Annotated in this window: 20 protein-coding genes and 1 pseudogene; 6 read left to right on the top strand and 15 right to left on the bottom strand. The window is 70.0% G+C overall.

The window, feature by feature from the left end; translation table 11 throughout:
- Positions 1–187: 187 nt before the first annotated feature.
- A pseudogene (locus ASG30_RS21255) lies at positions 188–493 on the top strand (RNA recognition motif domain-containing protein); the annotation flags it as partial.
- 152 nt (positions 494–645) lie between these two features.
- Positions 646–882: a translation initiation factor IF-1 gene (infA, locus tag ASG30_RS21250; protein ID WP_235579871.1), complete on the top strand. Its 237-nt coding sequence runs from the start codon at positions 646–648 to the stop codon at positions 880–882.
- Here the strand turns inward: infA and ASG30_RS21245 are convergent.
- From ASG30_RS21245 to ASG30_RS21210, 8 genes are all read right to left on the bottom strand, one after another.
- Positions 821–1,609 (bottom strand): TetR/AcrR family transcriptional regulator, encoded by a 789-nt coding sequence (locus ASG30_RS21245; RefSeq protein WP_082522248.1) that lies wholly within the window; start codon positions 1,607–1,609, stop codon positions 821–823. The genes infA and ASG30_RS21245 overlap by 62 nt on opposite strands.
- Positions 1,578–3,380: an AMP-dependent synthetase/ligase gene (locus tag ASG30_RS21240; protein WP_055901890.1), complete on the bottom strand. Its 1,803-nt coding sequence runs from the start codon at positions 3,378–3,380 to the stop codon at positions 1,578–1,580. The genes ASG30_RS21245 and ASG30_RS21240 overlap by 32 nt, the downstream gene beginning before the upstream one ends.
- Before the next feature lie 25 nt (positions 3,381–3,405).
- Positions 3,406–4,230, bottom strand: a complete 825-nt coding sequence (locus tag ASG30_RS21235) for an ABC transporter ATP-binding protein (RefSeq protein WP_055901888.1) — start codon at positions 4,228–4,230, stop codon at positions 3,406–3,408.
- The gene (locus ASG30_RS21230) at positions 4,230–5,414 is read right to left on the bottom strand and encodes an ABC transporter substrate-binding protein (protein WP_055901886.1); all 1,185 of its coding nucleotides are present in this window, start codon (positions 5,412–5,414) and stop codon (positions 4,230–4,232) included. Before ASG30_RS21230 ends, ASG30_RS21235 begins: the two co-directional genes overlap by 1 nt.
- 39 nt (positions 5,415–5,453) lie before the next feature.
- Positions 5,454–6,494 (bottom strand): branched-chain amino acid ABC transporter permease, encoded by a 1,041-nt coding sequence (locus ASG30_RS21225; protein ID WP_055901883.1) that lies wholly within the window; start codon positions 6,492–6,494, stop codon positions 5,454–5,456.
- Complete coding sequence (locus ASG30_RS21220) at positions 6,494–7,384, bottom strand: branched-chain amino acid ABC transporter permease (protein ID WP_055901880.1); 891 nt, start codon at positions 7,382–7,384, stop codon at positions 6,494–6,496. Before ASG30_RS21220 ends, ASG30_RS21225 begins: the two co-directional genes overlap by 1 nt.
- A 1-nt stretch (position 7,385) precedes the next feature.
- Entirely contained in the window at positions 7,386–8,228 is an 843-nt protein-coding gene (locus ASG30_RS21215) for an ABC transporter ATP-binding protein (protein ID WP_082522247.1), read from the bottom strand.
- Between the two features lie 94 nt (positions 8,229–8,322).
- On the bottom strand, positions 8,323–8,616 hold the full coding sequence (locus ASG30_RS21210) for a KTSC domain-containing protein (RefSeq protein WP_055901875.1): 294 nt from the start codon (positions 8,614–8,616) through the stop codon (positions 8,323–8,325).
- Between the two features lie 145 nt (positions 8,617–8,761).
- Between ASG30_RS21210 and ASG30_RS21205 the strand changes: the two genes are divergently transcribed.
- Complete coding sequence (locus tag ASG30_RS21205; RefSeq protein WP_055901872.1) at positions 8,762–9,205, top strand: hemerythrin domain-containing protein; 444 nt, start codon at positions 8,762–8,764, stop codon at positions 9,203–9,205.
- A gap of 276 nt (positions 9,206–9,481) precedes the next feature.
- Here ASG30_RS21205 and ASG30_RS21200 read toward each other — a convergent pair whose 3' ends face one another.
- From ASG30_RS21200 to ASG30_RS21185, 4 genes are read right to left on the bottom strand one after another with little or no spacing between them, the layout of a single operon-like run.
- A complete protein-coding gene (locus ASG30_RS21200) occupies positions 9,482–10,465 on the bottom strand; it encodes a Bug family tripartite tricarboxylate transporter substrate binding protein (protein ID WP_055901869.1) in 984 nt (327 codons plus the stop codon).
- A gap of 29 nt (positions 10,466–10,494) precedes the next feature.
- Positions 10,495–10,923: a VOC family protein gene (locus ASG30_RS21195; protein WP_055901866.1), complete on the bottom strand. Its 429-nt coding sequence runs from the start codon at positions 10,921–10,923 to the stop codon at positions 10,495–10,497.
- Between the two features lie 57 nt (positions 10,924–10,980).
- Complete coding sequence (locus ASG30_RS21190) at positions 10,981–11,784, bottom strand: alpha/beta fold hydrolase (protein WP_055901864.1); 804 nt, start codon at positions 11,782–11,784, stop codon at positions 10,981–10,983.
- A gap of 10 nt (positions 11,785–11,794) precedes the next feature.
- The gene (locus ASG30_RS21185; protein WP_055901859.1) at positions 11,795–12,775 is read right to left on the bottom strand and encodes a Bug family tripartite tricarboxylate transporter substrate binding protein; all 981 of its coding nucleotides are present in this window, start codon (positions 12,773–12,775) and stop codon (positions 11,795–11,797) included.
- Positions 12,776–12,891: 116 nt separating this feature from the next.
- On the opposite strand from ASG30_RS21185, the gene ASG30_RS21180 reads away from it, so the two are divergent.
- Positions 12,892–13,857 (top strand): LysR family transcriptional regulator, encoded by a 966-nt coding sequence (locus ASG30_RS21180; RefSeq protein ID WP_055901856.1) that lies wholly within the window; start codon positions 12,892–12,894, stop codon positions 13,855–13,857.
- Here the strand turns inward: ASG30_RS21180 and ASG30_RS21175 are convergent.
- Positions 13,817–14,236, bottom strand: coding sequence for a cupin domain-containing protein (locus ASG30_RS21175; protein WP_156385647.1), 420 nt, complete (start codon positions 14,234–14,236; stop codon positions 13,817–13,819). The two genes, ASG30_RS21180 and ASG30_RS21175, sit on opposite strands and share 41 nt — an antisense overlap.
- Positions 14,237–14,337: 101 nt before the next feature.
- Between ASG30_RS21175 and ASG30_RS21170 the strand changes: the two genes are divergently transcribed.
- Positions 14,338–15,231, top strand: a complete 894-nt coding sequence (locus ASG30_RS21170) for a LysR family transcriptional regulator (protein WP_055901850.1) — start codon at positions 14,338–14,340, stop codon at positions 15,229–15,231.
- A 25-nt stretch (positions 15,232–15,256) separates the two neighbouring features.
- Here the strand turns inward: ASG30_RS21170 and ASG30_RS21165 are convergent, their stop codons facing one another.
- Positions 15,257–16,102, bottom strand: a complete 846-nt coding sequence (locus ASG30_RS21165; protein ID WP_055901846.1) for a 5'-3' exonuclease — start codon at positions 16,100–16,102, stop codon at positions 15,257–15,259.
- A 69-nt stretch (positions 16,103–16,171) separates the two neighbouring features.
- Here ASG30_RS21165 and ASG30_RS21160 point away from each other — a divergent pair, with 69 nt between their 5' ends.
- Complete coding sequence (locus ASG30_RS21160; protein ID WP_055901843.1) at positions 16,172–17,002, top strand: isocitrate lyase/PEP mutase family protein; 831 nt, start codon at positions 16,172–16,174, stop codon at positions 17,000–17,002.
- 39 nt (positions 17,003–17,041) lie between these two features.
- On the opposite strand, the gene ASG30_RS21155 is transcribed toward ASG30_RS21160, so the two are convergent.
- Positions 17,042–17,368, bottom strand: coding sequence for a hypothetical protein (locus ASG30_RS21155; protein ID WP_055901837.1), 327 nt, complete (start codon positions 17,366–17,368; stop codon positions 17,042–17,044).
- Between the last annotated feature and the right edge of the window lie 43 nt (positions 17,369–17,411).

The raw sequence follows: 17,411 nt of genomic DNA, 5'->3' as shown, positions 1-17,411 counted from the left end.
CCCCTCGCTGCGGGTGTCTTTACGACAGGCGGGCGCCGCGGGAAGGCGCGCTGCCCCATAATCGCGGGTGCCTCGCTCGAGGCTTTCCCTGCGGTGTTCAGTCTGCCTCGCCTTCCCGAACCGATTCCTTGAGTTTGTGATTGCATCCCGGCTCCATCGTGGATCGTTCACTTCTCCTGGAGTCCTGATGGGCAACAAACTTTACGTGGGCAACCTGCCCTACTCTTTCAGCGACAGCGACATGGAACAGGCTTTCAGCCAGTTCGGCGCCGTCAACAGTGCCAAGATCGTCACCGACCGCGACAGCGGCCGCTCCAAGGGCTTCGGCTTCGTCGAGATGTCCAGCCCGGCCGAAGCCAAGGCGGCCATCGACGGCATGAATGGCCACCAGCTCGGCGGCCGCGGCCTGGTCGTCAACGAAGCCCGCCCGATGGAGCCGCGTGCCCCGCGCACCGGCGGCGGTGGTGGCGGCGGCTACGGCGGCTCGCGCGGCTACTGATCCCCGGCACGTGAGGCGGCGCAACGGCGCCGCCGCCTCCGCTTCGCCTTTGGCGGCCGCAGCCCGCGGCCGCCAACCAGCAAACGCCGAATGCGTGCCCACGGGCATGCCGAAGGAATCCATTGGCGAAAGAAGACCTCATTGAAATGCGCGGCCGCGTGGCCGAGATCCTCCCGGACTCGCGCTGCCGCGTCATCCTGAACAACGGACACGAACTGGTCGCCTACACCGGCGGCAAGATGAAGAAGCACCGCATCCGCATCATCGCGGGTGACGACGTGACGCTAGAGATGTCGCCCTACGACCTGAGCAAGGGCCGAATCATGTTCCGCCACCTGCCGGAGCGCAGGGACGGCGCCCCCCGCCCTCCCCACCGCCGCTGACGGCATCACCAGGCCCGGCCAGCGTCCGCAGGCGCGAGCGTCCCCGGGTCGTGCACAGGCCCGACGTGAGCAGGCCGATGCACTGGCGTGCGATCTCCTCGGGAGGCAATGGCCCCTCGGGGCGGTACCAGCGCCCTATCCAGCTCAGCGCCCCCGCCAGGGTGAAGGCAGCGATCTTGGGATCGCAGGGACGGATCGAGCCCTCCTCGATGCCCCGCCGCACCAGCTCCCGGAAGTGCGCATCCAGCTTGGCCTTGAAGGCGCGCAGCGCGCGCTGGCTGTCCGGCGGCAGCGGGTCCTCCCCCACGCGGATCACGCACATGCCGAAGTCGGCGGTGACGATCTCCACGTAACTGCGCATCGCGGCCACCAGCTGGTCGACGGCGCGTCCGCCGCGGGCCCGTTCGGCCTGGATCGCGTCCTCCAGCATCTGCAACCCGATGCTCACGCAGTCGAACAGGATCTCGTCCTTGTTCTTGACGTAGTAGTACAGCGTCGGCTTGGTGATGTGCAGCCGCTCGGCCAGCTCGTCCAGCGAGGTGGCATGGAAGCCCTTCTCGTTGAACACGCGCGCGGCCGTGCGCAGCACCGCCTGGCGCTTGCTGGCGCGCAGCCGGTCGCGGTCGGCCCCGGGCGTCCAGGGCGACTCCAGCGGCTCGGGCGCCGGCGGCCTGGCCGCCGCGGCGAGCGGCGGTTCAGCGGTAGAGCGCTTCGATCTCGTCGCCATACGTCTTGTAGATGCTGGCGCGGCGCACCTTCATCGTGGCCGTCACCTCGCCGTCGTCATGGTCCAGCTCCTTGGTGAGCAGGTGGAAGCGCCGCACCCGCGCCACCTCGGCCAGGGTGCCGTTGCCGCGCTCGATCTCCTGGTGCACCAGCTCGCGCACCTGCGGCAGCTGCGCCAGCGAGCGGAAATGGGTGAAGGCCAGCCGCTGGTTCTCGGCCCACTTGCCCACCGTCTCGAAATCGATCTGCACCAGCGCCGCGACGAAGCGGCGCGCCTCGGCCACGATCACGCATTCCTTGATGAAGGGACTGGCCTTCATCGTGTTCTCGATCTCCGAGGGCGTGAGGTTCTTGCCGCCGGCGGTGATCATCACGTCCTTGAGCCGGTCGACGATGCGCAGGTGCCCGTCCTGCGCCTGCACCACGTCGCCGGTGTGCAGCCAGCCGTCGACGATGGTCGCGGCCGTGGCCTCGGGGTTCTTGTAGTAGCCCTGGAACACCACGCCGCCGCGCACCTGCAGCTCGCCCTGGGGCGACACCCGCGCCTCGACGCCCACCGTGGGCGCGCCCACCGTGCCCCAGCGGATGTCGTCGCGGCGCTGGCCCAGCACCATGCCGCTGGACTCCGTCATGCCGTACACCTCGACCAGCGGCACGCCCAGCGTGCGGAAGTAGCGCAGGATCAGCGGCGAGATCGGCGCCGCGCCCGTGAGCGCCACCTTCACGCGGCGCAGGCCGATGAAGTTCTGCAGCGCGCGGAACACCAGTGCGTACCAGAGCGCAAAGCGAAGGCGCTCGCCCACGCTGCGCTGCGCGGCCGACTTGTGCGCGAAGGGCTCGCAGGCGGCCATCGCCCTGGCGTACAGCCAGCGGCGCCAGGCGCCGGTCTCCTGCATCTTGATCGAGATCGACGAGTGCAGCTTTTCCCAGATGCGCGGCACGCCCAGGAACATGGTGGGCGCCACCTCGCGCAGGTCGTCCTGCACGGTGCGGATCGACTCGCCGAAATCCACCCGCGAGCCCAGGTACATCGGCACGAAGCAGGTCAGCATCTGCTCGGCCACGTGGCACAGGGGCAGGTACGACAGGTGCGAGGTGTGGGCGTCCAGACCCAGCCGTTCGATCACGCCCGGCGCCATGGCCGCGATGTTGCCGTAGCTGATCATCGCGCCCTTGGGCTTGCCGGTGGAGCCGGAGGTGTAGATCAGCAGGCCCGTGTCCGACAGCTGCTGCGAAGCGAGCACGGCGTCGACGCGGGCGCGGTCGGCCGAAGCGCGGCCGCGTTCTTCGAGTTCCTGGAAGCCGACCACCAGCCCGGGCGCACGCGCCTTCACGTCGCCCAGGCCCTTGGCCTCCATCACGACCACGGCCCGCAGCGCCGGCAGCTGGTCGCGCGCGTCCAGCACCTTGTCGGCCTGTTCCTGGTCCTCGCACACGACCACCTGGGCGTCGGCGTGGCCGAGCACGTAGGCCACCTCGTTGGCGGGGCTGGTCGGGTAGACGCCGACGGTGATGGCGCCCACCATGCCCGCGCCGAGTTGCGCGAGCACCCACTCGATGCGGTTTTCCGACAGCACGCCCACGTGGGCGCCGCGCTCGACCCCGAGCGCGGCCAGGCCCAGGCCCACGTCGATCGCGCGCTCGTTGAACCGTGCCCAGGTGAGCGGCTTCCAGATGCCGAAGCGCTTCTGCCGGATCGCCACCCGGGTGGGCGCGTGCTGCGCCTGGTGGCGCAGGGCCTGCGGCAGGGTGAGCGTGAACGGCGCGCTCATGCAGCCGCCCTCGCCCCGGAGCAGTTCACGACAACCACCGCTTCCTCCTGCGGTAATGCTTCAGCTCCCGGAAGCTCCTGCTCGCCCCCTCGCTGCCCACGCCCAGGTAGAACTCCCGCACGTCCGGGTCGGCGGCCAGTTTCTCGGCGGTGTTGTCGATCACCACCTTGCCCGTCTCCATGATGTAGCCGTAGTGCGCCACCGCCAGCGCGATCGAGGCGTTCTGCTCCACCAGCAGCATGGACACGCCGCGCTCGGCATTGATGCGCGCGATGATCTCGAAGATCTCCTCCACCAGCACCGGCGACAGGCCCAGCGAAGGCTCGTCCAGCAGCATCAGCCGCGGACTGGCCAGCAGCGCACGGCCGATGGCCAGCATCTGCTGCTCGCCGCCGGACAGGTAGCCCGCGAGCCCCCGGCGCCGCTCGGCCAGGCGCGGGAAATACTCGTAGACCAGCTCGAAATCGGCCTGTTTCGCCGCCGCGCCGGTGAGCGCGTAGGTGGCCGCGACCAGGTTCTCCTGCACCGTCAGGTCCTCGAAGACGTGCCGCCCCTCCATCACGTGGAACAGCCCCGCGCGCACCAGCGAGTGCGGCGCCCGGTGCGACACGGGCTCGCCCTCGAAGCGGATCTCGCCGCGCGTGACCTCGCCGTTCTGCAGCTCCAGCAGGCGCGAGATCGCCTTGAGCGTGGTGGACTTGCCCGCCCCGTTGCTGCCCAGCAGGGCCACCACCTGCCCGCGCGGCACGGCCAGCGAGAGGCCGCGCAGCACCTGCACCGCGCGGTTGTAGACCACCTCGATGTTGTTGACGGCCAGGATCGGCGGCAAGTCGCCCGGGGGCTGCTCCATCACTGCAGGCTGATCCAGTCGGACACCGGCAGCATCTTCTGCTGCTTGAAGTCCGCCTTGTAGATGCGTCCGATCGGGATGGAGTTGCCCTTGATCGACAGCGGCACGCCGATGAGGCCGCCGGTGTCGAAGTTGCGGATCGAGCTGAGCGCCGTCTTCAGGTTGCGGCCGTTCAGCTCGTTGCCCGCTTCGAGGCAGCGGCGCGCCGCCTCGGTCAGCAGCATCGCCGCCAGGAAGCCCTGCATGTAGGCCGTGCTCTGGTACTCGGGGCGCATCTTGCGGATGCGGTCGAGCATGGGCGCCTTGCCTTCGGTGTCGTAGTGGTAGCGGTAGGGCATCACGCCCAGGAAGCCGTCGGCGTTGGCGCCCATGCGCATCACGGTGGAGTTGTCCATGGTCCAGAAGGTGCCCATGAACTGCGTCTTGAGGCCCTGCGCGCGCGCCTGGTTGATGAACTCCGGGATCGGCGCCGACACGTAGCCGTGGAAGATGGTGTAGTCGGGGTCGGCGCGGCGCAGCTTGATCACCTCGGTGGACACGTCCACGCTGCCCGGCGGCGTGACGATCTCCTGCACCAGGTTCAGGCCCAGCTTCTTGGTGTCGGCGCGGGCGGCCTCCACCGGGTCCTTGCCGAACTCGGTGTCGGAGTACACCAGCGCCACCTTGGCGCCCGGCTTGGCCTTGGCGATGTACTGCAGCAGGATGCCCACCATCTCGCTGTAGTCGGGGCCCACCATGAACTGCAGCGGGTACTTCTGCGCGTTGCTGATCTCGCGCGCGAACGAGGCGCCCGTCATGAGCATGGAGCCCAGGCGGTCCAGCTCCGGATTGACCGCCTTCACGAAGCCGGTGGAGTCGGCGTAGTACAGGTTGACCTTGTTCTGCCCGGTGATCTTCTTGAACACCGCCATCGACTGGTCGACCTTGTAGCCCGTGTCCTCGGCCACGTAGCGCACCTTGCGGCCCTTCACGCCGCCGCCCTCGTTGAGGATCTGCAGGTAGTCCTTGATGCCCGCGTCGATGCCGATGCCGGCGAAGGCGAACACGCCGGTGAGCGGCACCGACGCGCCGAAGACGATGTCCTCCTGCGCGGCCGGGCGCGCCTGGGCCCGGACGGCCGCCGGCAGGGCGGAAGCCGCGGCGGCCGCGGCGGCGGTGGTGAGGAACTTTCGCTTGGTGGTCATGGCTGTCTCCTGGTTGGACGAAAACGAAAAGGCCGGCTCTCAGGTGCGGAAGGGCCACAGGTGGAAGGTGCGGCGCACGCGGCGCCAGGCTTCGGCCAGGCCCAGCGGCTCGAAGACGAGGAACAGGACGATCAGCGCGCCGAAGACGATGGTGCGCACCGGCGACAGGTACAGCGCCGCGTTGCCCGACAACGGCAGCCAGCCCATCACCATCCGCAGCACCTCGGGCACCAGCGTCATGAACACGGCGCCCAGCACGCTGCCCAGCACCGTGCCCAGCCCGCCCACGATCACGGCGGCGAGGAAGAAGATGGACATCACCAGCGGGAAGGTCTCGGGCGTCACGGCGCGGAAGAACAGCGCGTACAGCCCGCCCGCCACGCCGGCGTAGAACGACGAGATCGCAAAAGCCAGCAGCTTGTAGCGCAGCAGCGGGATGCCCAGCACCTCGGCCGAGATGTCGCGGTCGCGGATGGCGATGAAGGCGCGGCCGATGCGGGTGCGCAGCAGGTTGGCCGCGCCCAGCAGCGCCAGCGCGGTGAGCGGCAGCACCAGCCAGTAGAAGCGGAACGAGTTGTCCAGCGCCAGCCCGAACACGTTGGCCGGCCGCACCGACAGCCCGGCCGAGCCGCCGGTGAGCGAGGTGAAGTGCGAGAAGATGAAGTGCGCCAGCACGCCGGCGGCGATGGTGGCGATGGCCAGGTACAGCCCCTTGACCCGCAGCGACGGCAGGCCCACCACCACCCCGCACAGCAGCGCCACGAAGCCGGCCAGGGGCAGGCTGACCAGTGCCGGCACGCCCCAGCGCGACTGCAGGATGGCCACCGTGTACGCGCCCACGCCCATGAAGGCCGCCTGCCCCAGGCTCACCAGCCCGGTGGAGCCGGTGAGGATGTTCAGGCCCGCGGCGCTGATGATGTGGATGGCCACCAGGCAGGCCAGGTACAGCCAGTATTCGGACGCGACGAAGGGAAGGCCCGCGAGGGCGACCGCCAGCAGGGCCAACCAGAAGCGCTGCGTGGGCGTCTCGAACAGGGCCGCGTCGGCGGCGTAGGTCTGCTTGGCGGCACCGATGCGCATCAGAGTCTCTCGATCTCGTGGGTGCCGAACAGGCCGTAGGGCCGCACCAGCAGCACCAGCACCAGCAGCAGGAAGGTGGCGATCAGCCGGTACTCGCCGCCCAGGTAGAAGCCGGCCATGGCCTCGACCACGCCGACCACCAGGCCGCCCACCAGCGCGCCCAGCACGCTGTCCAGGCCACCGAAGATCACCACGACCAGCACCGACAGGCCGAAGACGCCCATGACCGACGAGATGCCGCCGATGGAGCCCACCACGATGCCGGCCACGCAGGCGATCATGGCCGCGGCCACCCAGGCCAGCGAGAACACGCGCGGCACGTCGATGCCCATGGAGTACGCGGCCTGCTGGTCCGAAGCCGTGGCGCGCAGCGCGACGCCGCCGCGCCAATAGCGGAACGCCAGCAGCACCGCGCCGATCAGCAGCACCGCCACCACGAAGCCCCAGAACACCTTGGCCGAGAGCAGCGCCTCGCCGATCTTCACCGGCGCCGAGGGGAAGAACTCCGGCAGGCGCTGCTGGTCGGCGGTCCAGATCAGCTCCACCGCGCCCACCAGGATGGAGCCCAGGCCGACGGTGACCATGAAGGACGAGATCGGCGACTCGCCCAGCATCGGGCGGATCATCACGCGCTCGACCACCGCGCCGAACACGCCCGAAGCCAGCATCGCCGCGGGGATGGCCAGCCAGATCGGCAGCTTCATGCCCGCGCTGAAGGCGAAGAACAGGTAGGCGCCCACCATCAGCATCTCGCCGATGGCGATGTTGACCACGCGCGTAGCCTTGTAGATGGTGACGAAGGCCAGCCCGGTCAGCGCGTACAGCCCGCCCGCCCCCAGCCCCGAAAGCACGATCTCGAAGAGCAGCCACCAGTCGATGCCGCCGGCCATGTCAGGCCACCTCCTTGCGGCGGTAGCGCTGGAAACGCTCTCGCAACTGCGCCACGTTCCCCGAGCCAAGGTAGGCCTTCACCACCTCCGGGTTGCGCTGCACCTCCTGCGGCAGCCCGCGCGCGATCACCTGGCCGAAGTTGAGCACCACCACGTGGTCGGACAGGTCCATCACCATGCCCATGTCGTGCTCCACCATCAGCACCGTCACGCCCCAGTCGCGCCGCACCTCCAGGATGAAGCGCGCCATGTCCTCGGTCTCCTCGCGGTTCATGCCGGCGACCGGCTCGTCCAGCAGCAGCAGCTTCGGCTTCATCGCCAGCGCGCGCGCCAGCTCCACCCGCTTCTGCAGCCCGTACGACAGCGCGCCCACGGGCGCCTTGCGGATGTGGTCGATCTCCAGGAAATCGATGATGCGTTCCTCGATCTCGGTGCGCAGCGCCTCCTCCTCGCGCCGCACGGCGGGCGAATAGAACAGCGCGCCCAGCGGCCCGGTCTTCAGGTGGCAGTGGCGACCGAGCTTGATGTTGTCCAGCACCGTGAGGCCGCGGAACAGCGCGATGTTCTGGAAGGTGCGCGCCAGGCCCCTGGCGGCGCGCCTGGGTGGCGCCAGCCGCGTGATGTCCTGGCCTTCGAACCGGATGTATCCGGTGGCCGGCTTGTAGAAGCCGGAGATGGTGTTGAACACCGAGGTCTTGCCCGCGCCGTTGGGACCGATCACCGAGGTGATGGAGCCCGGCGCCACCGAGAAGGCGACGTCGTTGAGGGCCTTCACGCCGCCGAAGGCGAGCGTGAGGCCGTGCACCTCGAGCAGGGGGGCCAGGGGGGCCGCGGCAGGCTGCAGGGTCGTCTCCTTGCACCGGCGCCCCGTCCTGGAGGACGTTTTTCGACTCGCCGGTAACCTGCCGAATTACAAGTAGGTACGGCGCGGCGCAGGCCTAGGGATTTCCCGTGCCCGGCTCGTCCTCCCCACCGAACAGGTCGCGCAAGGTCTTGCCCCCCGCCCCCTCGGCCCCCGGCTTGCGCGGCCGCGCCTTCGGGTACTCCTCGGCGATGCGGTCCTCCCAGTAGGTGGCCGCGTTGGGCGCGGTGCACAGCCGCCGGAACACTTCTTCCGGCACGTGCGCATAGGCCAGCACGGTGCCGCCATCGAAATGCAGGTCCAGCTGGCGCGAGGCCGGGTCGTAGTCCGCCTTGCGCAGGCGGCCGGTGGTGAAGGTTCGAACGGTCATGGCGCGGGCAGGTCAGGGGCCGGATGCGTCAGTGTACGGAGCGTAGGCACGCGACTACGCCAATGCGCGAAGCGACCACCTCGCCTGCGCGGCCGCAGCGGCCTACGGTGTCGCCTGACCCGACACCCCCACAGGAGAACCCACCATGGCCCAACAGGACGCCTGCACGCTGCTAGACGAGGACCACAACAAGGTGGCCCGGCTGTTCCAGCAGTTCAAGGCCGCGCCCCAGCCCCACCACAAGCGGCTGCTGGCCCAGCAGATCTGCCAGGAACTGACGGTGCACACCCGCATCGAGGAAGAGATCTTCTACCCGGCCTTCCGCAAGGCGACCGGCGACGAGGACGTCGTGCAGGAATCGGAGCGCGAGCACCAGGAGGCGCGACGCCTGATCGCGCAGCTCGAAGGCGCCGCCACGCCCGACGACCGCACGATGCTGGAGCTGGAGGACGCGATCCTCCACCACGTGAACGACGAGCGCGAGAAGATGTTCCCGCAGGCGCGCAAGGCCAGGAACCTGGACCTTTTCGCGCTGGCCGACCAGCTGGAGCAGCGCAAGGCGGAACTGCTGGCCCCGCACGCGGCCTGACGATCCTCACCGGCCCGGACGTCCGGGCCGGAGCTTGCGGCGCGGCCGGATCCTCAGAGCGCGAAGATCACGATCAGCACCAGCAACAGCACGCCCGCGATGCCCGCGGCGAGGGGCTCGATCTCCATCACGATGGGGGCGATGCGGGGCCAGATCTTGAGCATGGCGGAACTCCTGGTGGCAGTGGAGATGCCACATGGTGTGCCCCCATTCTGGGCGCGCGCGAATGGTCCCGCTTGGCTCTTTCGTGCTATTGAAGCGTCGCGCCGGCGGGGCTCACTCAGCGGTGATCTTGGCCGACTGGATGGTCTTGGCCCAGAACGCCGTCTCCCGGTCCACCAGCGCAGCCAGCTCGGCGGGCGGCAGGTAGCGCAGGTCGATGCCGGCGTTGGTCGCGCGCGTCCGCGTCTCGGGCAGCTCCAGCGACTGCTTGATGGCCGTGGTGAGCTTGTTGACGACGTCCGGGGGCGTTCCGGCCGGCGCGAAGATGGCCACCCACGCCTCCAGCTCGAAGCCCTTCAGCCCCGCCTCGGCGGTGGTGGGCACCTGCGGCAGGGCCGGATGGCGCGCCTTGCTCGTCACGGCCAGCCCCTTGAGCTTGCCGGCCTGGATGTGCCCCATCACCGAAGGCGGCGTGGTCATGAACACCTGCACCTGGCCCGAAAGCACGTCCGAGATGGCGGGACCGGAGCCGCGGTAAGGGATGTGGACCATGCTGGTGCCGGTCTGCATCTTGAACATCTCGGTGCCGACGTGCGACAGCGAGCCGTTGCCCTGCGACGCGTAGCTCTGGCGCCCCGGGTTCTGCTTGAGGTAGGCGATGAACTCCGGCAGCGTGTTGGCCGGCACCGAAGGATGGACCGCGATCACGTTGGTGGCCGCGGTGATCAGCGCCACCGGTGCCAGGTCCTTCTGCGCCCAGGGCAGCTTGGGCCACAGCGACGGGTTGCCCACGTGGTAGGCCGAGTACGAGGCCAGCAGCGTGTAGCCGTCGGGGGCCGCGCGCGCGACGGCACCGTAGGCCACGTTGCCGCTGCCACCGCCGCGGTTGTCGACCACCACCGGCTGGCCCAGCACGCGCGCGAGCGGCTCGCTCAGCAGGCGCGCGGAGCCGTCCACCAGCCCGCCGGGCGGATTGGGCACGACCAGGGTGATGCTCTTCGTGGGAAAGCCCTGGGCGGCCGCCAGGTCGCAGCCGAGGGCCGTGGCCAGCGCGCCGGCCCAGGCCAGCAGCGTGCGGCGTCGTGCGGGATGCGTCATGTCCTTGTCTCCTTCGCTTTTCATTTTTTTCAGAACGTGATCTTGACGGACGGAGCGCTGCGCTCGGCCTCGCCGTGGAAGACGGCCTCGATGTTGTTGCCATCGGGGTCCAGCACGAAGGCGGCGTAGTAGCCGGGGTGGTAGGGGCGCTGGCCCGGCGCGCCGTTGTCACGCCCGCCATGGGCCAGCGCCGCCTTGTGGAAGGCATCGACCATGGCCGCGTCCTTCGCCTGGAAGGCCAGGTGGTGGCGCCCGGTCAGCGCGCCCAGCGCGGCCGGGCTGTCCCGCGTGGAGAGCACCAGCTCATCGGCCCAGAGGAAGCCCTCGCCGGTGCCGCCGATGGGGATGCCCAGGACCTCGAGGACCGCCTCGTAGAACACCCGCGAAGCGGGAAGGTCCCGCACGACCAGCTGGATGTGGTCGATCAGCCGGCCGCGGTACAGCTCCTGCGTCTCCATCGTGTGCTCCTTCCGGGAACGGGGTGGGAGCCACGATTGTCCACGGCGCCGGGCCGTTCAGTAGACCGCCCGCCGCGCGATGAAGTCGAGCACGCCGCGGTTGAACTCTTCCGGTTTCTCGAAGTAGGTGGAGTGGCCGGCGTCGTCGACCACCAGCAGCTCGCTCTCGGGCACCAGCGCCGCGACTTCCTGCATGACCGGCACCGGGACGATCGGGTCCTCGCTGCCCACCAGCAGCAGCGTCGGGCAGCGCACGTCGCGCAGGGCCGCCATCGGCACCAGCCGGCCGGGCTGCAGGATGGCGCCCAGCGCCCTGCCCCAGGCCTCGCCCGGGATCGCGTAGGCGCTGGGGTTGAAGTGGTTGATCTGGGCGTAGAGCGCGGCCTTGTCGGGGTGGTGCTCCAGGAACCACCGCCCCAGCGACCGCTGCTCGATCGTCACCGCCTTGTGGGTGATCTGGCGCTTGCCCAGGATCTCCAGCAGCACCGGATGGTCGATGGCCAGCGAGGTGTCGCAGCCGACGAAGGCGGCCACGCGCTGCGGGTGCCGCAGCGCGAGCTGCAGGCCGATCATGCCGCCCAGCGATTGCCCGACCAGCGTGACGCGGTCGATGCCCTCGCGGTCCAGGATGGCGAGCACGTCGTCGACGAAGCCCTCCAGCGAGAACTCCTCCACCGGCGCCACCGAGCGGCCGAAGCAGCGGATGTCCATCGTCAGGCAGGTGTGTCGCTGGCCGAACACCGGCAGCTGCTGCCACCAGGTGGCCGCGTTCGAGCCGGCGCCGTGGCAGAAGAGGACGGCGGGGCCTTCGCCATGGCGCTCGTAGTAGATGCCGCGGCCGCGGGATTGCACGAAGGGCATGGTGCTGTCCTCAGTTGGCCTTGAGGTTGAGGCTGCGCACCAGCTGGCCCCAGCGCTCGGTGTCGCTGCGCACCATCTGCGCGTACTGCTCCGGCGAGTTGGGCATCGCCGTCAGGCCCTCGGTTTCCAGCTGCTTGAGCAAGGGGCCGTCCTTCAGGGCCGCCTGCAGCGCGCCGTTGACCTTGCGCACGATGGGCGCGGGCGTGGCCTTGGGCGCGGACAGGCCGATCCAGGAACTCACCGTCAGCTGCTTGTGGCCCAGCTCGGCGAAGGTGGGCACCTGCGGCGCCTGCGGGCTGCGCTGCGCGCTGGACACGGCCAGCACCTTGAGCTTGCCGTTCTGCACGTTGGCCAGGGCGGCGCTCGACGGGATCACGGTGACGGGGACGACGCCAGCGAGCACGTCCTGCATCGCGGGCGCTCCGCCCTTGTAAGGGACATGCGTGAACTGCACGCCGGCGGCGCGCTGCAGCAGCTCCATCACCAGGTGGCCGGTGCTGCCCGCGCCCGAGCTGGCGTAGTTGATCCTGCCGGGCTCGCGCCGGGCCTTGTCGACCAGGTCCTGGAAGCTCTGGATGCCCGCATCGCTGCGCACCACCAGCCACTGCGCGCCTTCGCCGATGGCGCCGACGTGCTCGAAGTCCTTCACGATGTCGAACGGCACGTTCTCGTACAGGCCCTGCGCGATGGTGTTGAGCATGCCCGTCATGGTCAGCGTGTAGCCGTCGGGCGCCGCGGTGGCGCCGGCCTGGGTGCCGACGATGTTGCCGGCGCTCGGCCGGTTCTCCACCACCACCGGCTGCTTGAGCGTCTGCGCCATGTGCTGGGCGATCGGTCGGATGGTCCGGTCGAAGGGCCCGCCGGCCGGTGCGGGGACGATGATGCGGACCGGCCGCGCCGGCCAGTCGGCCGGTTGCGCGTGGACCGTGGGCGAGAGGGCGGCAAAGCCGGCGGCCGCGGCCAGCGCCAGGGTGCGGGAAAGGGATTTCAACGTTGTCTCCTGATGGAAGCGGCCTGCCGCCTCGGTGTTCTACGGCCTGATCTTCCGGTGAGCAGCCATCGGTGCCAAATTAAATTTGGCGCCACGCCATTAGACTTTCCGATACCTTGCCGCAGCACTCCGCCTCCGCCCTGCTCAACCGCCTGCTGGCGCGCGGCAAGTTCCGCCACATGCAGGTGCTGCTGCAGCTGGCCGAGCTGGGCAGCGTGCAGCGCACGGCCGATGCCATCGGCATGACGCAGTCGTCCGTCACGCAGACGCTGGCCTACATGGAGCAGCTGCTGGACGTGCGCCTCTTCGAGCGGCATGCGCGCGGCGTGCGCCCCACCTCCGCCTGCGCCGACCTGCTGCCCGTGGCCCGCCAGCTGATGATGGGCGTGGCGGACGGCGCCGAGATCATCGTGGCGCGCCAGAACCAGGGCGAAGGCGTGGTGCGCATGATCGGCTCGGCCTCGGCCGTCAACGGCCTGCTGCTCAACGCCCTGCCGGCCTTCAGCGAACGCCACCCCGGCATCCAGGTCCACCTGCTCGAAGCCGAAGGCGAGGACCAGCTGCTGGCGGTAGCGCGCGGCGAAGTGGACCTGGTCGCGTGCCGCAGACCGCCGGTGGCCCCGGAAGGCTGGGAGTTCCATCCGGTGCTGGAAGACCGCCTCGTCATCGTCTGCCGCGCGGACAACGCCCTGGCCCAGGCGCGGCGACTGCGGTGGGAGGACCTGGCCGGCCAGACCTGGGCGCTGCTGCCGGCGGGCCTGGCGGCTCGCACGCGGTTCGACGAGCTGTGCGCCCAGCTGCCCGAGCCGCCCCGCAGCCACCCGGTGGTCACCCGCGCCCTGCCGATGCTCTGGACCCTGGTGCTCAGCCAGGACCTGCTGGCCCTGGTGCCGCTCAACCTGGCCCGACCGCTCATCGAGCGCGGCGAGCTCAAGGAGCTGCGCCTGGGCACGCCCGTGGCGATGGAGCCGATCGGCGTTCTGCAGCCCAGGGGCGCCCAGGGCGACGCCGCGATGAAGCTTTCGGAGTTCCTGCAGCGCTTCAATGCGAAGGGTCGAGGAACGGCGCGTCCGGTTCGCTGACGTAGAAGATCAGCACCTTCAATGGCTCGGCCGCCTTGCGGTTGTAGCCCACCATCTTCACGTGCGGCGGCTCGACATAGGCCTGGCCCGGGCCCACCACGACCGGCGGCCGGCCGTCCAGCTCGAGCGTGAATTCGCCCTCGAGCACGTAGACCGTCACCGGCGAGCGGTGGGTGTGGAGCACTGTCCGGTCCCCCGGCTGGAAGCTGGCCGTGAGCACCCGCAGCCGCTGGCGCTCCCCCCGCGGCATCTGCTCCACCACCTGGGACAGCACCTCGTGCGGTTTCGCCAGGCCATGGTGCGGGGCCTGGGCCAGGACGGGCACGATGACCGACGGCAGCAGCATCGCTGCAAGGGCACGCAAGACGGCAGAGGGCATGGTGGCGCTCCTGGCAATGGGACCTGGCCAGTCTAGGAGGCGGGGGCCCGCCGCGACAGCCGCGCGTTCGCATAATGGGGCCGCACGATCGCGGGGGCTGCATGTTCGACTGGGACGACCTCAGACCATTCCTGGCCGTGGCGCGGCACGGCAGCACCACCGCCGCCGCGCGCGCCCTGGGCGTCGACCAGTCCACCGTGCAGCGGCGCCTGGGCGAGCTGGAGCGGCGCATCGGCCAGCCCCTGGTGCAGCGCCATCCCAGCGGCTACCGCCTGACCTGGTACGGCGAGTCGCTGCTGCCGATGGCCCAGGCCGTCGAGCGCGAAGTGGCCGCGCTGGAACTGAGGATCCGGCAATCGGCACGCGAGGTGAACGGCCTGCTGCGGCTGACCTGCCCCGAGCCACTGGTGCCGCGCATCACCCGCTCGCCCCTGCTCGACCGCCTGCAGGCCCGCCACCCCGGCCTGCGCGTGGAGTTCGTCACCACCGACCACTACGTCGACCTCACCCAGGGCGAAGCCGACGTGGCGCTGCGCTCCGGCGACACGGTCGACCCGCACCTGGTCGGCCGCAAGGTCGGAGAGTCGCTGTGGGCCGTCTACGCGGGACGCGACTACGTTCGCCGGCATGGCGAGGTCGCTAGCGTGCAGGAGGGCGCCGGCCGCGACTGGATCATGCTGGACGCATCGATGCCGCAGCACCGCGCCACGCAATGGCTGCGGCAGGTCGCGCCCGAAGCCCACGTCGCGGTCACCACCGGCAGCGTGCTGGGCATGGTGCACTCGGCCAAGGCCAACATGGGCCTGGCGGCGCTGCCCACGGCGCTGGGCGACGCCGAGCCGGACCTGGTGCGCCAGTTCGGCCCCGTACCGGAGCTCACGCGCATCTGGCGCATCCTCACCACCCGGCCGCTGCGCCGCACGCCCCGCGTGGCGTCGTTCTTCGAGTTCATGGCGCAGGAGACCGCGACGCTGCGGCCCATCCTCACGGGGTGAGGTCCGCGGCACGCGGACCTCACCCTCACCGTTGCGCGATCGTGGCTTTCGCTTCCAGGCTGCGCTGCAGCAGCTGCGGCGCACCGATCCGCTCGGTCCACGCCGCGAACTTCGGGGTGGGCCCCTTCCAGCGCAGCTCGTCCACGTCGCGGAACAGTTTCGCCGTGGCATCCAGCGTCGCCAGCCGCTTGAACAGCAGCGCCGCCTCGAGCTGGTCGCCCAGCAGGCTCGGCGGAAAGGATTCGATCGGCCCGTGGCGGTTCAGCAGGCGCGCGGCCCCCACGGCCCCGATGCCGGTGATCCCGGGGTAGCCATCGGCGGCATCGCCCACCAGCGCCAGGAAGTCCGGGATCAGGGCCGGCGCCACGCCGAACTTCTTGCGAACAGCCTCCGCGTCGCGGACCGCCTTCGCCTTGCGGTCGACCTGGAGCACGCGGTCGCCGCGCACGCACTGCGCCAGGTCCTTGTCGGGCGTCCAGATGAGCACTTTCTCCACCCGGGCGTCTTCATCGGCCAGCCGGGCCGCCGAGGCCAGCGCGTCGTCCGCCTCCAGCTCGACCATCGGCCAGACCGCCACGCCGATCGCCGCGAGCCCTTGCTCCAGGGGATGGAACTGCGCGCGCAGGGCCGGCTCGATGCCCTCGCCGGTCTTGTAGCCCGGCCACAGCTGGTTGCGGAAGGATTCGATCACGTGGTCGGTCGCCACGCCCACGTGCGTGGTCCGGCTCTCCAGCATCTCCAGCACGCCGTTGAGCACGCCGACCACCGCGCCGAAAGGACGGTCTTCGCCCTTGGTGAAGCGGCGCAGGCCGTAGAAGTGCCGGAACAGCTCGTAGGTGCCGTCGATGAGGTCGATGAGGTCGATGATCATGAGGTCCGCAGCGAAACGTGCGGGGACGTGGACGCCGCAGAATAGCGGCCTCCCCACCCCGGAGGTTCCATGTTCCCACCGCAGGACGCGTTCGCCCGCCGGCGCGCCTTCCGCCAGCTTCACGCCTCGGGCTGCTTCGTGATCCCGAACCCGTGGGATCCCGGCAGCGCGAAATACCTCGAGAAGCTGGGCTACCAGGCCCTGGCCACCACCAGCTCGGGCGTGGCGTGGCGGCATGGCAAGGCGGACGGCCAGATGACGCTGGAGGAGGTGCTGGTCCACCTGCGCGAGATGGTCGCGGCCACGAGCCTGCCGGTGAACGCGGACTTCGAAGCCGGCTACGCGGCCGATGCGGCCGGCGTGGCCCGCAACGTGCGCCTGGCGGTGGAAACGGGCGTGGCCGGCCTCTCGATCGAGGACGCCACCGGCGACCCCGATGCGCCGCTGCGCGACATCGCCACCGCCGTGGAGCGCGTGCGCGCCGCCCGCGCGGCCATCGACGAAACCGGCGGCGAGACCCTGCTGGTCGGCCGCGCCGAGAACTTCATCGTCGGCCGCCCCGACCTCGACGACACCCTCCGCCGCCTGAAGGCCTACGCCGACGCCGGCGCGGACTGCCTCTATGCGCCCGGCATCAAGACGCGCGCGGAGATCGCCGCCGTGGTGGCGGCCGTGGCGCCCAAGCCGGTGAACCTGCTGGTCGGCGGCACCACCGACCTCACCGTGCGCGACATCGAGGCCCTCGGCGTGCGCCGCATCAGCGTCGGCGGCGCCCTGGCCCGCGCGGCCTGGGGCGGCTTCATGCGGGCCGCGCAGGGGATCGCGTCGACGGGGACGTTCGATGGGTTGGCGGGGGCGGCGACGGGGGCGGAGCTGAACGCGATCTTTCGCTCGGAGTAGAAAGCCGGGGCCTCTCCGTGCTGTTGCGCTCTCCAGGGATCATTCCGACGCGGTGCCGAACGGGGAGTTCTGCCTCATGGCCCTGCCCCACCCTTGCGCGTCGGAACACATGCGCTCGACCAGTTCCCCGACCGGCAATGAGAGCCATTCGCTCCATCGGTCGATGTAGTCCTGGCTGCACAGGCCTTGCTCCGCCCAGCGGCGCACCTCGCGCCTGGCCGATTCCAGCAAGTGGTTCCTGCGCTCCTCCCGGCCCAGCAATTCCATCCCGATGCGCCGGTGCGCCGTCAATCGATCCTGTTCGATCTGCTGCTGCAGTTCCCTCGCGTGACTGGCCAGGAGTTTTCCGTGCGGCTCGACGTCCATCCCCGAGATTCTGGACAAATGTTCAGCTTTGTCCAAAGCCCAG

The organism is Ramlibacter sp. Leaf400, assembly GCF_001424545.1.
Lineage (GTDB): Bacteria > Pseudomonadota > Gammaproteobacteria > Burkholderiales > Burkholderiaceae_C > Ramlibacter.
This window is presented reverse-complemented; position numbering and strand designations above follow the sequence as displayed.

Bases quoted from the DNA above. Each gene is read 5' to 3' on its own strand.
- ASG30_RS21200 (WP_055901869.1), bottom strand. From the start codon at position 10,465: ATGACGCATCCCGCACGACGCCGCACGCTGCTGGCCTGGGCCGGCGCG.
- ASG30_RS21190 (WP_055901864.1), bottom strand. From the start codon at position 11,784: ATGCCCTTCGTGCAATCCCGCGGCCGCGGCATCTACTACGAGCGCCAT.
- ASG30_RS21160 (WP_055901843.1), top strand. From the start codon at position 16,172: ATGTTCCCACCGCAGGACGCGTTCGCCCGCCGGCGCGCCTTCCGCCAG.
- ASG30_RS21225 (WP_055901883.1), bottom strand. From the start codon at position 6,494: ATGCGCATCGGTGCCGCCAAGCAGACCTACGCCGCCGACGCGGCCCTG.
- ASG30_RS21240 (WP_055901890.1), bottom strand. From the start codon at position 3,380: ATGAGCGCGCCGTTCACGCTCACCCTGCCGCAGGCCCTGCGCCACCAG.
- ASG30_RS21220 (WP_055901880.1), bottom strand. From the start codon at position 7,384: ATGGCCGGCGGCATCGACTGGTGGCTGCTCTTCGAGATCGTGCTTTCG.
- ASG30_RS21230 (WP_055901886.1), bottom strand. From the start codon at position 5,414: ATGACCACCAAGCGAAAGTTCCTCACCACCGCCGCCGCGGCCGCCGCG.
- ASG30_RS21165 (WP_055901846.1), bottom strand. From the start codon at position 16,102: ATGATCATCGACCTCATCGACCTCATCGACGGCACCTACGAGCTGTTC.
- ASG30_RS21155 (WP_055901837.1), bottom strand. From the start codon at position 17,368: ATGGACGTCGAGCCGCACGGAAAACTCCTGGCCAGTCACGCGAGGGAA.
- ASG30_RS21245 (WP_082522248.1), bottom strand. From the start codon at position 1,609: ATGGCGACGAGATCGAAGCGCTCTACCGCTGAACCGCCGCTCGCCGCG.
- ASG30_RS21205 (WP_055901872.1), top strand. From the start codon at position 8,762: ATGGCCCAACAGGACGCCTGCACGCTGCTAGACGAGGACCACAACAAG.
- ASG30_RS21170 (WP_055901850.1), top strand. From the start codon at position 14,338: ATGTTCGACTGGGACGACCTCAGACCATTCCTGGCCGTGGCGCGGCAC.
- ASG30_RS21210 (WP_055901875.1), bottom strand. From the start codon at position 8,616: ATGACCGTTCGAACCTTCACCACCGGCCGCCTGCGCAAGGCGGACTAC.
- ASG30_RS21235 (WP_055901888.1), bottom strand. From the start codon at position 4,230: ATGGAGCAGCCCCCGGGCGACTTGCCGCCGATCCTGGCCGTCAACAAC.
- ASG30_RS21195 (WP_055901866.1), bottom strand. From the start codon at position 10,923: ATGGAGACGCAGGAGCTGTACCGCGGCCGGCTGATCGACCACATCCAG.
- infA (WP_235579871.1), top strand. From the start codon at position 646: ATGCGCGGCCGCGTGGCCGAGATCCTCCCGGACTCGCGCTGCCGCGTC.
- ASG30_RS21175 (WP_156385647.1), bottom strand. From the start codon at position 14,236: ATGCCCTCTGCCGTCTTGCGTGCCCTTGCAGCGATGCTGCTGCCGTCG.